Below are 14311 nucleotides of genomic sequence, written 5' to 3'. Positions count from 1 at the left end.
TGATGGAGAGAAAAAATTGGTACAAACTGGATAATGCCGCTAAGATTGTTCCTTCTACGGCGAGAGGAGCAAATACCAGGGTATTCAGACTTACATGCGAGTTAAAAGAAAAAGTTGAAAAGGACATGCTTCAGATAGCTCTTGATGAGACTATCGATGAATTTCCGTTTTTTAACTGTGTCCTTCACAGGGGAATTTTTTGGTATTACCTTGAGGATAGTGATCTAAGGCCTGTTGTTGAGCTTGAGCACACACCGGCCTGCATGCCGCTTTATATTCCGGGGCATAAAAATCTTTTATACAGAGTTAACTATTTTGATAAAAGAATAAATCTTGAAATGTTCCACGTTCTTGCGGATGGAACAGGAGCCTTTATGTTCTTTAAGACTCTTATTATCCGCTATCTTCAGCTGAAACACTCACTTAGTGAGGACATCAAGCCTGTTGATGAGTTTTCTGTTGAGGAAAAGAATGTTGATGCATTCACTGACAATTATAGCAAGCAAAAAGGTCTCAAGCAGCTTAAGGAGATGTCATCTGTTAAGGCGTATCAGGTAAGCGGCGAGCTTGATGAAAACCTGCTTCCGCATCTTCTTGAGGGAACAGTATCAAGCAGCAAATTTCTGGAGCTTGCGCATAAGCATAACACAACAGTTGGTGTTTTGTGCGTTGCGATCTACATTAAGGCTGCGATACTCAGCATGAACCGTGGTCAAAAGAAAAGGCATGTTGTGGTAAGTGTTCCTGTAAATTTAAGACAGTTCTATCACAGCGGAACAGCCAGGAATTTCTTTGGCGTTATCAATATCGATTATGATCCAGCCAATTATGATGGCAATCTAAATACGATAATAGAGCCTGTTGACAAAGCTTTTAAGGAAAAGCTTTCAGCTGAGAATATTGAAAAGACAATGAATTCTTATTCTGCTCTTGAGCACAACCTGGCCGTAAAAGTGGTTCCACTTCCTATAAAGGATTTCACGATCGGAAGATTTGATGCTGCAGCCAAAAAGGGTGTAACAACTTCCATGTCAAACATTGGAAGAATTAAGATGCCTAAAGAGGTTGAGGAATATATAGACAGATTCAGCGCCTTTATGACCGCATCCTCCCAGCAGGTAACAGTCTGCTCCTTTGGTGATAAGATGACCTTTGGTGAAGCCTCACCATATAAGACCCACAGAGTAATGCTTAATTTCTTCAGATGCCTGTCAGAACAGGGAATAGAAGTTGAGCTTGGGTCAAATGACTATGATGAGGAGGTAAGTGACTGATGCAGATATGCCCAAAGTGTAAAGTTAACATACGAGGAAATAAGAGCTGTTGCCCCTTATGCCAGGGGAAACTTAAAAATGTAGAAGGTGAAGCAAGTCCTTCTTTTCCAACAATAAGAAGAAAAAAAATCAGTAATATCACGTTTTTGAAGGTATGCACGTTTCTTTTTGTGGCTTCTGAAATAGTTTTTGCAACCATCAATATCATGACCGAGAATAAGTTCTCATTTATCAGTCCCGTTATGCTGGGAATTCTGGCAGGATGGATCACGATAATAACCACCATGTATCTTAGAAATAACCTGATAAAGGTAATAACCTGGGAAGTGATAGTGGCGATAGTGGTAGATATTTACGTGGATATTCATACAGGATTTCACGGGTGGAGTTTTGCGTGGATGATACCGCTGACCCTAATAGGGCTCGCCATTGCAACAATTATTACAGCCCTTGTGTTAAAGCTAAGGCTTGATGAGTACATTCTTTACCTGGTACTTGATCTTGTGATGGTGCTTCTTCAGATTTTATTTATCAAAAATGGCATGAATAAGGTTCCGTGGCCTGCAGTCACCAGCGTGATGATATACCTGATCCTCTTTGCAGGAGTTATCATCTTCAGGTTCGGTGACCTTAAGAATGCTTCAGAAAAAATGTTTAACATGTGATGAGAGCGAAGCGGAGCAATCCGTATATCATCACAAAGTATCATCACAAAGTGTAATAGGTGTTTCATGAGTTTAAAGAACAGACTTAACAAAAACAACTTCAAACGAGGAATCGTCTTTGCAAGCAGGGTGGGAGATTTCGTGGAGAACTCCATTGGAAAGGTAATGGAGGACCGAAACAAACTGGCGGATGAACTTCCGGATGATCCCAAGGATATGACCTGGTATAGAGTCTCTCTGGACAGGGGGCTTTCGGGAGATGGTTCTGAGTACTATATCTATGTTAAAAAAGCTGATCCGGATAAGCTGTGCGTCTTTTTATCAGGAGGCGGAGTGGCATGGAATGAGTACACTGCAGCAAGACCTGTTACAGGGGGCAAAGTTGCGGCAGGACTTCCAAACTACTATTGGAATAATTTAAGACCTTTTACCCAGCTTATGAATATAAACGTTGGTATAACCGACATAGCATCAGATAAAAATCCTTTTAAGGACTGGAGCTTTGTGGTAATAACTTATGCCACAGGAGATTTCCATATAGGAAACAACGATTATCCATATAAGTCAGAGGAAGGTAAGGATGAAGTTCTTCATTTCCATGGATACGTAAATTTCCGCGAGAGTATGAAAGTGGCTAAAAAGCTCTTTCCATCGCCTTCAAAGCTTTTGATAGCCGGTAATTCAGCTGGTGCCTTCGCGGTTCCTGCCCTGGCTGGAGAGATCGTTGATGACTATTATCCAAACGCCAGGAATATCACAGTATTTTCTGACAGCGGACAGCTCCTTTACAAAAACTGGAGAAAGACAGCTAAAAATATCTGGATGACAAAGGAAAGTCTTTGGAAGCCGATAGTTAGTGATAACATAACCCTTGACTGGTATAAGGCTCTTTATGCCAAGTATGGGGACAGGTTTAAATTTTTATATTCAAGTTCCACCAGAGATTATCTCTTAAGTGCTTATTACAACGATATTATCCGCAAAAAGTATGAGACGGATTCTGAAGTGCAGGATGAGTATTATCACCAGCTTATTCAGATGGTAAAAGAGCTAAAGAGTATAACTCCATCTTTTGGCATTTTCATAAATGATTGGAAATTACCGCTTATTACCATGGGAGGAACAGTTCACACCAGTGTGAGAGAGCTCCATTTCACCGCATTTACCCAAAATGGCATATCTATGGCCAACTGGCTTATTGATGCCGTTGAAGGTAAGGTTTATGATGTTGGAATGAATCTTTTACGAGAAGATAAAGAGAAAAATAAAAAGGGGAAAGCAAGGACTAGAAAGAAATGACTTACACAGCAGATTGGGATTCACTATCAAATTACAGAGTGCCGCAGTGGTACTCAGATGCACGATTTGGAATATTCATCCATTTTGGAATATATTCCGTTCCTGCATATGCCAATGAATGGTATTCAAGAAATATGTATATTCAGGGCACAAGAGAGTTTGAACATCATGTTAAAACCTACGGCCCTCAAAAGGACTTTGGATACAAAGATTTTATTCCTATGTTCAAGGCTGAGAAATTTAATGCCGATGAATGGGCAGATCTTTTTCAAAAGGCGGGAGCAAAATATGTAGTTCCTGTAGCAGAGCACCACGACGGATTTCAGATGTACAAGAGCAAGATATCAAAATGGAATGCCTATGAGATGGGACCAAAGATTGATTATCTTGGAGAGCTTAAAAAGAGCGTTGAGAAAAAGGGCATGAGACTTGGCGCTTCTTCACACAGAATCGAGCACTGGTTCTTTATGAGCCATGGCAGAGATTTTGAGAGTGATATAAATGATTCTATTACAAAGGACAGCCTCTACTGGCCTGCAATGAAAGAGCCTGAGGATCATTACGACCTCTATGCTGAGCCTACTCCAACAAAAGAGTTTATGGAGGACTGGCTTTTAAGGACAAAAGAGATCATTGATAACTATCATCCTGAAGTTCTTTATTTTGACTGGTGGATCCAGGAGGCATGTTTAAAGCCATACCTTAGAGAGATGGCAGCTTACTACTACAACGAAATGGAGAAGATCGGAAAGGTTGGTGTCATCAACTACAAGCACGATGCATTCCCGTTTGGAGTTGCGGTTCCTGATGTGGAGAGGGGACAGATGGCTTTGGCACAGCCATTTATCTGGCAGACTGATACGGCGATAGGAAGACACTCATGGTGCTATACAATCGACAATGAGTACAAGGATTCTGAGGAAATAGTATGCAACCTTATCGACGCAGTGGCCAAGAACGGAAACATGCTCTTAAATGTTGGACCAAAGCCTGATGGTACAATTTCTGATGAAGATAAAAAGACATTACTTGGAATAGGTAAGTGGCTCTCAGAAAACGGCGAAGCTATCTATAATTCAAAACCATACAGAGTAGCAGAAGAAGGACCAACCAAGATGGCCGGCGGACAGTTTACCGATAAGCAGAAGATAAACTATACGCCTGAAGATATCAGATTCACAGTGGCACATGGCAATATCTATGTACATGTTCTTAAATGCGCTGATAACGGTGAATACATAGTAAAGAGCCTTGGTACACAAAAAGATGCCGCCAGTTCTACCGGCTTTTCAGGTATAATCAGAGGCATCAAAGTGCTGGCAAATGACAGCCCTGTAACTTTTGAAAGAAAAGACGATGGTCTTCACTTAAAAACAGATTACAAGAGCGATATGCCAGTCGTATTTAAGATTGAAATGTTATAACGGATGATCCGGGTAGAAGCTTGCTTCAATCAACAAAGCAGGCTTCTATCTGAGCTTCATATTCATCACGAAGATCCTCGGGAATATCATACTCATCCAGTGCTTCGGCAACTGACCAGTGCTCATTGGCCATAGAACGAAGAATGCTGCGTATTATCAGCTGGTCTGAAGCCTCCAAAGTAGCAACACTATTCATAATCACACCCTCCTCAAAAAACGAAAATTCATACACTTTCTAACTACAATATATTGTAGTATAAAAAAATATAGATACAAGTATTGACATTTATTTGAGAATAACTTTTGTGTAATATGCACATAAAATGAGGGGTAATTTCATGCAATTGCTTGTAATTACAATTTTATTATCTGTACTTGGTCTTCTGTCATCTTTTGCTTTAGTCGGAATATTTCCATCAATAATTGCACTTTGTCTGAGTATTTATTGCTATTTACAGAAAAAATCAATAAATATAGTCAGAGCTCTTTGCATGTCTGTTGTAGGAGTTTTGGTTCCAATTATCATGTATCTTAATTGCTACGGTATTTCGTTACCTTTTGATAAAGGGATGGGGATGCCTTTTTGGAAACAGATAATATATGAGAATTATTCCAACATGGGATTCGATATGTCTTTTCTCAAAGGGGAAAAGAACCTGAATCTTGATGTTGAACACATAGAAACAGCCCAAAATGAAACCGAAGGGACTGAAAAAGAAAGTGAAGACCTCTACTACGTAAGTGACGGTGTTGTTCAGGATAAACCTGGATATGTAAGCGGGACAGCTGCAAGCAGTGCAGGTACTTCAGAGGAAAAAGAGGAATCCCTTGATTACAGAGACTATCCTCAAAACATCTTTGAGAAATTTGAAGATATAGAAAAAGACTATGATACAAAACCTGTAAGCGGATTCGTGGGGGCTTCTGATGATGATATGCCATCTTATGGCGGACTTCCTCTTGGGACGATCATAGTTGCCCAGTATTTCAGAGAGGACGATCACAACTGTAATCCTGTTATTGTGCTCCAGAATAAGACAGGAGAAACATTCAGATATGAGTGCATGTTCACAGCAAGAGACAGCGAGGGAAATGAGCTGGCAGTTTCTGAGAGAACATCGGAAGTGGTGCCTGATGAGGCCAAGTTCGTGATTGAGGGGCGTTTTGATAAGAGCGACTTAAATGGCATGATCCCATCAATGTATGAATTTACCATTACCAAAAGAACTCCCTACGAAAAGGACATGACTGATCAGGTTCTCGTCTACACGAAGGTGGATGGCAACTCGGTTATTTTAGCGGCCGAAAATACTTCAGACATAAAGGTAAAAGTTGATGCCTACATTCTTTTCTTTGACGGAGATGAGCTTGTGGACTGTATCTGGCTTATTCCACACAACATTGATGAAGTCTGTATAAATCCGGGGAGCCTTGCCACAATAAAGGGCGATGCCTATTACAAATTTGACAGGATAGAAACTTACTATACTGCTTACGAAGCAATCGAAGCAGATTGATAGCACAAGAAAACTAAAAAAGATATATTGGTTTCCAACAAAAACCAATATATCTTTTTGTTAAAATGCTACAAAAATAGAGCTAGAATATTGTGAATGTATTGCAAATAGCACAATATGGACTTATCATAATAGCATGATTTAAGATTTTTTGGGGAAGGGTAGGAGTAATAAATGGCTAAATATGTAATGGCTTTGGACTCTGGAACAACAAGTAACAGATGTATCCTTTTTAATCAAAAGGGAGAGATCTGTTCCTGTGCTCAAAAGGAATTCACACAGTTCTTTCCGGAGCCAGGCTGGGTTGAGCATGATGCCAGCGAAATTTGGCAGACACAGTTGTCTGTAGCAAGAGAGGCAATGAATAAGATTGACGCCAAATTTGAAGATATAGCATCAATCGGAATAACAAATCAGCGTGAGACTGTTATCGTTTGGGACAGAAAGACAGGACAGCCCATCACACACGCCATTGTATGGCAGTGCCGCAGAACTGCTGATTTTGCAGAAAAAATGAAAGCTGAAAGACCGGGAATCGTGGAGGAATTTCAGTGCAAGACAGGTCTTAAGTTCGATCCTTATTTTTCAGGAACCAAGATCAGATGGATTCTGGATAACGTCGATGGAGCAAGACAGCGAGCAGAGAATGGCGAGCTTTGTTTTGGAACAGTTGATTCCTGGCTTATTTACAAGCTTACAAAGGGTAAGGTTCATGTAACCGATTATTCTAACGCTTCAAGAACACTTCTTTTTAACATCAATACATTGGAATGGGATAAGGAGCTTTGTGAGATTCTTGATATTCCTATGAGCATGCTTCCTGAGGTTAAGCCTTCAAGCTGCATCTATGGCGAAACAGATTCTGAGTTCTTTGGAGGACCTATAAGGATCGCAGGAGCTGCAGGTGACCAGCAGGCGGCGCTTTTTGGACAGACATGTTTCAACAAGGGCGATGCCAAAAACACTTATGGAACCGGCTGCTTTATGCTCATGAATACAGGAGATAAGCCTGTTTATTCCAAGAATGATCTTTTGACAACAATTGCATGGGGCATCGATGGAAAAGTCACATATGCGTTGGAAGGTTCAGTCTATGTTGCAGGAGCAGCAATCCAGTGGCTTAGGGACGAGCTCAGAGCAATTGATTCTGCACCGGATTCAGAATATTTTGCAACAAGAGTTAAAGATACAAACGGATGCTACGTGGTTCCTGCATTTACAGGACTTGGTGCTCCATACTGGGACCCTTACGCAAGAGGCGCGATCGTAGGACTTACACGAGGCGTAAATAAGTACCACATTATAAGGGCGACAGTTGAGTCTTTGGCTTTCCAGACTGCAGATGTACTTGCAGCCATGGAGCTTGATACAGGAAATAAGCTCACAAGTCTTCGAGTTGACGGCGGAGCTTCCAAGAACAATTTCCTGCTTCAGTTCCAGTCAGACATTATAGATACAGATGTTGTAAGGCCAAGCTGCGTTGAAACTACAGCTATGGGAGCAGCGTATCTTGCAGGTCTTGCAGTTGGATACTGGAAAAATAAAGAGGATGTTATAAATAACTGGTCTGTAGACAAAGAGTTCAAAAGCTCAATGGATAAGGAAGAGAGAGAAAAAGAGCTTGCGGGCTGGAAACAGGCTGTTGCTTCAACACGCGGTTGGGCAAAAAACTAATTTAGGAGATGGTAAATATGTACGATTGTCTAATAATAGGCGCAGGGGTTTCAGGAAGCGCCATTGCCAGAGAAGTATCAAAATACAAGGCTAACGTATGTGTGCTTGAAAAATGCGAAGATGTCTGCGAAGGCACATCAAAGGCTAATTCTGCCATAGTTCATGCCGGATTTGACGCTGAAGAAGGCTCTCTTATGGCCAAGCTCAACGTTGAAGGAAATGAGATGATGGATCAGCTTTCAAAGGATCTTGATATCCCATTTAAGAGAAACGGTTCCATGGTTGTGTGCGTTCACAAGGAGGAACTTGATGGCCTTAAGACTCTCTATGAGAGAGGTGTGAAAAATGGAGTTAAGGGTCTTAAGATCCTTTCAAAAGAAGAAGCTTTAGAGATGGAGCCTAATCTTTCAGATAATGTAGAGGGCGCTTTGTTTGCTCCTACAGGCGGAATCATCTGCCCATTTGAGCTTACGATCGCTATGGCTGAAAATGCCAATGTAAACGGAGTTGAGTTTAGATTCAACACTGAAGTTGAAGATATCAAAAAAGGCGAGGATGGCCTTTGGCATTTAAGAACAAACAATGGTGAATATGTGACCCGTATGGTTATAAATGCCGCAGGTGTTCACGCTGATGAGATCCACAACATGGTCAGCAGCGACAAGATGCATATTATTGAGAGACGCGGAGATTACTGCCTTCTTGATAAGCAGGTTGGAGGATATGTGTCACACACTATTTTCCCTCAGCCTACTAAATATGGTAAGGGAGTACTCGTTACACCTACTGTTCACGGCAATCTCCTTGTTGGCCCTACAGCAATCGACCTTGAGAACAAAGAGGGCAACAATACAACAGCACAGGGACTTGAAGAAGTTGTTTCAAAGGCAAGTGAAAATGTAAAGAATCTCCCTATGAGGAATGTCATTACTTCTTTTGCAGGACTTCGTGCTCATCTTGAAAGACATGAGTTTGTGATCGAGGAAGTTAAGGATGCACCTGGCTTTATCGATGTTGCAGGTATCGAGTCTCCTGGACTTTCAGCTTCTCCTGCTATTGGAAAGATGGTTGGAGAAATGGTAAAAGAAAAGCTCTCTTTAACTGAAAAAGAGAACTGGATTGGAACAAGAAAAGGAATCACAAAGACAGAGGGACTTTCTGTTGAAGAGATGAATGAACTCATCAAAAAGAACCCTGCTTATGGAACAATCGTATGCAGATGCGAATCCATAACAGAAGGAGAAATCCTTGAGGCTATCCACAGACCTCTCGGCGCACGCTCACTTGATGGAGTAAAGCGCAGAACAAGAGCAGGAATGGGAAGATGTCAGGCAGGCTTCTGCAGCCCAAGAACAATGGAAATAATCAATAGAGAATTGGGACTCCCTTACGAGAAGATAACCAAGAGTGGTGGCAAATCGTACATTGTCCTTGAAAGAACAAAAGGGGAGGCAAGTTTATCATGAAGACAGTAGACATAGTAATTGTAGGCGGCGGTCCTGCAGGACTTGCAGCCGCAGTAGCAGCAAAAGAGGCAGGGAATGACAGCATACTTATCCTTGAGAGAGACCATGAACTTGGTGGAATCTTAAATCAGTGCATCCACAATGGTTTTGGCCTTCATACTTTCAAGGAAGAGCTCACAGGCCCTGAGTATGCTTATAGATTTATCAAAAAGGCTTTGGATCTTGGTATTGAGTATAAGCTTAATACCATGGTTATGGATATTTCAGCAGATAAGGTTGTAACTGCAATAAATAAAGATGACGGGTGCTTCCAAATAGCAGCCAAGGCAGTTATCCTTGCCATGGGATGCAGAGAAAGGCCAAGAGGTGCCCTCAATATTCCGGGTTACAGACCGGCAGGTATCTTTTCTGCAGGAACAGCTCAGAGACTTGTAAATATTGAAGGATATATGCCAGGAAGAGAGGTTGTTATCCTTGGATCAGGCGACATCGGACTTATCATGGCTCGCCGAATGACACTTGAAGGTGCAAAGGTAAAGGTTGTAGCTGAGCTTATGCCTTACTCAGGCGGACTTAAGAGAAATATAGTTCAGTGTCTTGATGACTATGGAATTCCTCTTAAGCTCTCACATACTGTAGTTGACATCGAGGGAAAAGACCATGTGACAGCCGTAACTATCGCAGAGGTTGGCCCGGATAGAAAGCCAATCAAGGGTACAGAAGAGAGATACACTTGCGATACACTTCTTTTATCCTGCGGACTTATCCCTGAGAATGAGCTTTCAAGAGCAGCAGGAGTAAAGATGAGCCCTGTTACGTCAGGTCCTGTCGTAAATGAATCACTTGAGACCAACATCCCAGGCGTATTTGCCTGCGGCAATGTTCTTCACGTTCATGACCTTGTTGACTATGTTTCAGAAGAAGCAAAAAGAGCAGGCCAGAACGCTGTTAAGTACATAAATGATGGCTGCAAGGATGAAAGTGGTGCAGAGACAATTGAGATCACTGCGACAGAGGGCGCGAGATATACAGTTCCAAGTTCAATCAACCCTGAACGTATGGATGATCTTTTGACAGTAAGATTCAGAGTCGGTGATGTTTACAAGAACTCTTTTGTCAGTGTTTACTTTGATGATGAACGCATCATGCATAACCAGAAGAGGATCATGGCTCCCGGTGAAATGGAACAGATCATTTTGAGAAAGAGTCAGATTCAGGAACATAGCGGACTTAAGAAGATAACGGTTAAGATTGAGAACGAGTAAGCATATAAGAGCTTATTTAATTAGAACAGGGAAATAGAGGTATTGGAAATGGAAAAAAGAGAACTTACCTGTATAGGATGTCCTATGGGCTGCCAGCTGACTGTATCTATGGAAAACGGAGAGGTTTTGGAAGTTGCCGGCAATACCTGCCCAAAGGGCGATATATATGCAAGAAAAGAAGTTGTTAATCCCACCAGGATTGTTACAAGCACCATCAGAATAACCGGTGGAGATAAAGCGAGAGTATCAGTAAAAACTGCAAGCGATATTCCAAAGGACAAGATATTTGAAGTCATGAAGGATATAGATGCGGCCGTTGTTAGTGCACCTGCGCATATTGGAGATGTACTTGTGAAAAACGTTGCAGGAACTGGTGTTGATGTTATTGCAACAAGAGAAATAGCAGCGGTTTGATATAAGGCTGTAGATTAGGGAGAGGATTCTGATGTATGCTAATTGCAAACATCAGAATCCTCTCTTTTTGTATATGCGTAAGTAAGGTAGAAGCTAGGGAGTAGACAGGGGGCAGACATTGCCCCCTGTTATTCTATGTATAAGCTTAAGAAATTGGTAAATGCTTGGCTCCGTACGCCACCATTGACTGAACCTGAGGAAAACGCCCTGGTCAGCGAGCCGACGGTGAGGATGATGGGAACAGTAGATTTTCTCGCACCGTCGGATTCAGCATTGTAGCGTTTCCCTCAGAACCCGTCAATGGCAAGCACCTTCGGTGTGGCTAGGGACTATTGCCTCAGGCTCTGACTCCGAGAACAGTAGGGGCGGCTACTTTCAATAATGTGTAGGGCTATATGCTCATTTCACTGTGACAATCTGGAGATAGGAACTGATGTAGGAGAGGATGTAGGATAACTGCTTGATTTTAGCGCTTTTTATCCCACTATTCTTATCATTTTTGTTAACAATTCTGCTGATTTGTGGGATAATTCGGTGGTTTTTATCGCGCTTATCCTACTTTTCATTCAAGCGCAGTGCTCAAAGGCTGAAAATGTAGGATAACTTCAATAGAATTCCAGGTTTTATCCCACATCTCAGTTAATCTCACATTTATCCAATTTGAATCGGCAACCAATAGAAATTGCTTTGGGCATATAGCGCTTTTTAGAGCTTCCAGCCACCTAAGATTTTTACTAATTTGTCCTTATAGCAACTTTTTGCGAGGCCAGCCACCCCTCATGAAGGTCAACTGGGCATATAGGCCGATTTCAAGACTCGAGCCACCCGTTAAAATGGTGGCTGCGGACGGATAATCGCCGTATATGCCCAAATGCCTGCGATAAAAGCTATGATGAGGGGTGGCTGCAAGCTCGATATCATGCTATATGCCCAAAGCCGGGTGGACGAGCTATCTAAACATGACCTAGGCTTATGAAATCTGTTGATTAGGTCATGGATTCTGTAATCGCGGTGCGATATCATGACAAAAAACATGACCTAGACTTATGAAATCCACTGATTAGGTCATGGATTCTGTAATAGCAGAGCGATTCCATGATAAAAAACATGACCTAGATTTATGAAAATCCGTTGATTAGGTCATGGATTCTGTAATCGCGGGGCGATATCATGACAAAAAACATGACCTAGACTTATGAAATTCACTGATTAGGTCATGAATTCTGTAATAGCAGGGCGTATCATAATAAATTGTCACAGTAAAATGAGAATATAGCCCTACACATTATTGAAAGTAGCCACCCCCTACTGTTCTCGGAGTCAGAGCCTGAGGCGCTTGTACCCAGCCACACCGTAGGTGCTTGCCATTGACGGGTTCTGAGGGAAACGCTACAATGCTGAATCCGACGGTGAGATAAGATCTACTGTTCCCATCATCCTCACCGTCGGCGAGGTATAGACGGCGTTTTCCTCAGGCTCAGTCAATGGTGGCGTACGCAGCTACAACCTATACTTTTCTAAGAAGTTAAATGGATGGTTGAGTGACTTGCTTTTAATAAGTCAAAAGAACCGTCCCAATGTCATTTAGATAGCCAAAACCTGAAAGATAAATTATTATAGTAAGGATGATAAATCCAAACAAAATATATCCAGTTCTCGGGTTTACGGTCAAAATTTTATATTTTTGAAAAAGGCAAACAGGCGGTCATCAGGGGCCGCCTACTATTCAGGGTATTCTGTTTTAGTGATTTATCGGTAAGCTAATGTATCTGCGGACTGTCGCCGAAGTTTTCTCTCGAAACTTCGGCCCGGTCTGACAGGTACTAAGTATTTTGATATTATTCTTTTTACATCTTTAATTGTCCCCCTCAAAAACTTTAGACAGATTTTTTGCACTTGAGTATGATTTTTTACATACGTATATTTAGCTGTTTGTTTTTTTATATCTTCTGTCGTAGCTGCTACATATGAAGAGAAATTATACAGAGTCAACTTTGCATATATTTCCTGAATAAGAAACATCTTTTTTAGTGAATGTATATGTACCAAGTTTCCAGCGTATTTGAGAAAACGGAAAGCTGTTTCCTCATTCCAGCGTAGGTGATATAGTTCCTTTATTTTTTTTAAAGAAAATGTACGCTTTGGTAGGTTGGTAACTATGTATTCATATGAGTTTTCAGATATAGGAAACTTGAGTATACGTAGCTTGAGAGTATCAGTGTCACTGCTGTTTGGTGCAATATAATCATAGGTTCTATTTGTAGCCACGTAGTGATAATTCTCAAGAGTACGAAAGAACTTAGAATTACGACGCCCTATGTTGATAGTTATTTCTATATCTGCATATTCATTAGAAATCCATTTGTCATCAGCACAAATGCCATCGGCAAAGGCATCTGACATCCTGATAAGAAACAGTTGCTGATTATGAATCAGGTGAGCAAGAACGTTATATGATACATACCCTCTATCTGCAATGTATATGCGTTTGCTGTCGGATCCTGCATATTTATCAAGTAAGTCACAAAAAGCTCTTTTTTCGTTAAGGGTATGAACTGACTGAATCTCAGCATCGATAAAAACATCATTCAGAACATCATATAGAGCGTTCAAATGAACCTGATTAATTCCTTTTCTGTCCTTTATGCAATTAATAAAGCTATAATCATCTAAAGAATTATAAGGGAGATTGATTCTAGATCCATCGCATGAAACAAGCTGATAACCATAAAAATGCTTGTTAAGTAGCTCTTTGATTGAGAATCTTTTAAACAATTCAATGAAGGCTTCCGGCTTAATTTGATTTCTTCGCTGTATCATAGAAGATGCCGAAGGAAGTTTGTCTTCACCGAAATAATCAAGCAATTCAGAAGAAATATCTCCAGAAGCAGCGACAAGCGGAAAAAGCATCGCTTGTTCAAAGGTAATCTTCTTAGTTCGTGTAAAGTCCGAACTAGGATTTACAAGAAATAAATCTCGTTGATCAAGCAGTGAACTAATGGAAGAAAGCAGGATATCTTTTACTTGATCAGTAGAAACAATGCACATGTCAGCACCTCCGTAAAAATGTCTTATAATCAAGGCGCGGCAACATTTTTTGGCTGACTTGTCAAGCATTTTTTGTAGAAAAATGCAAAAAAATCAGAGGATATTTCACCTCTGATTTCTGCAAAATATGTAGTTGAAAATTTAATATTGGGATGTGAATTCCTTATCTAAATGACATTGGAACCGTCCCAATGTCATTTAGATAGTAGAAATCTTGATAACAGTATATTATTATAAACATGATAAATCCAAGCAAAATATATCC

Annotated in this window: 11 protein-coding genes; 9 read left to right on the top strand and 2 right to left on the bottom strand. The window is 41.0% G+C overall.

What is annotated here, in order from left to right:
• The first annotated feature begins 2 nt into the window (after nt 1–2).
• The 4 genes from E7303_RS02695 (at nt 3) to E7303_RS02680 (ending at nt 4662) form a co-directional block, all read left to right on the top strand.
• Complete coding sequence (locus E7303_RS02695; protein ID WP_292143721.1) at nt 3–1274, top strand: hypothetical protein; 1272 nt, start codon at nt 3–5, stop codon at nt 1272–1274.
• Complete coding sequence (locus E7303_RS02690) at nt 1274–1939, top strand: DUF6320 domain-containing protein (protein WP_292143720.1); 666 nt, start codon at nt 1274–1276, stop codon at nt 1937–1939. Before E7303_RS02695 ends, E7303_RS02690 begins: the two co-directional genes overlap by 1 nt.
• Before the next feature lie 66 nt (nt 1940–2005).
• Nucleotides 2006–3238, top strand: a complete 1233-nt coding sequence (locus E7303_RS02685; protein ID WP_292143719.1) for a pectin acetylesterase-family hydrolase — start codon at nt 2006–2008, stop codon at nt 3236–3238.
• A complete protein-coding gene (locus E7303_RS02680) occupies nt 3235–4662 on the top strand; it encodes an alpha-L-fucosidase (protein ID WP_292143718.1) in 1428 nt (475 codons plus the stop codon). The genes E7303_RS02685 and E7303_RS02680 overlap by 4 nt, the downstream gene beginning before the upstream one ends.
• Nucleotides 4663–4687: 25 nt before the next feature.
• On the opposite strand, the gene E7303_RS02675 is transcribed toward E7303_RS02680, so the two are convergent.
• On the bottom strand, nt 4688–4858 hold the full coding sequence (locus E7303_RS02675) for a hypothetical protein (RefSeq protein ID WP_022774861.1): 171 nt from the start codon (nt 4856–4858) through the stop codon (nt 4688–4690).
• Between the two features lie 142 nt (nt 4859–5000).
• On the opposite strand from E7303_RS02675, the gene E7303_RS02670 reads away from it, so the two are divergent.
• The 5 genes from E7303_RS02670 to E7303_RS02650 all read left to right on the top strand — a co-directional run bounded on the left by E7303_RS02670 (nt 5001) and on the right by E7303_RS02650 (nt 10998).
• Nucleotides 5001–6179, top strand: coding sequence for a hypothetical protein (locus tag E7303_RS02670; protein ID WP_292143717.1), 1179 nt, complete (start codon nt 5001–5003; stop codon nt 6177–6179).
• A gap of 174 nt (nt 6180–6353) precedes the next feature.
• Complete coding sequence (gene glpK / locus E7303_RS02665) at nt 6354–7853, top strand: glycerol kinase GlpK (RefSeq protein WP_292143716.1); 1500 nt, start codon at nt 6354–6356, stop codon at nt 7851–7853.
• Between the two features lie 17 nt (nt 7854–7870).
• Complete coding sequence (locus tag E7303_RS02660) at nt 7871–9319, top strand: NAD(P)/FAD-dependent oxidoreductase (protein ID WP_292143715.1); 1449 nt, start codon at nt 7871–7873, stop codon at nt 9317–9319.
• Entirely contained in the window at nt 9316–10584 is a 1269-nt protein-coding gene (locus E7303_RS02655) for an NAD(P)/FAD-dependent oxidoreductase (RefSeq protein ID WP_292143714.1), read from the top strand. The genes E7303_RS02660 and E7303_RS02655 overlap by 4 nt, the downstream gene beginning before the upstream one ends.
• A 48-nt stretch (nt 10585–10632) precedes the next feature.
• On the top strand, nt 10633–10998 hold the full coding sequence (locus tag E7303_RS02650; protein ID WP_292143713.1) for a DUF1667 domain-containing protein: 366 nt from the start codon (nt 10633–10635) through the stop codon (nt 10996–10998).
• A gap of 1749 nt (nt 10999–12747) precedes the next feature.
• Here the strand turns inward: E7303_RS02650 and E7303_RS02645 are convergent.
• Nucleotides 12748–14046 (bottom strand): IS4 family transposase, encoded by a 1299-nt coding sequence (locus tag E7303_RS02645; protein ID WP_292143712.1) that lies wholly within the window; start codon nt 14044–14046, stop codon nt 12748–12750.
• Nucleotides 14047–14311: the final 265 nt, after the last annotated feature.

This window comes from Butyrivibrio sp., assembly GCF_015056685.1.
In the GTDB taxonomy this organism is placed as follows: Bacteria; Bacillota; Clostridia; order Lachnospirales; family Lachnospiraceae; genus Butyrivibrio.
The sequence above is the reverse complement of the archived record's forward strand: the minus strand, read 5'-3'. Positions and strand labels throughout refer to the sequence as shown.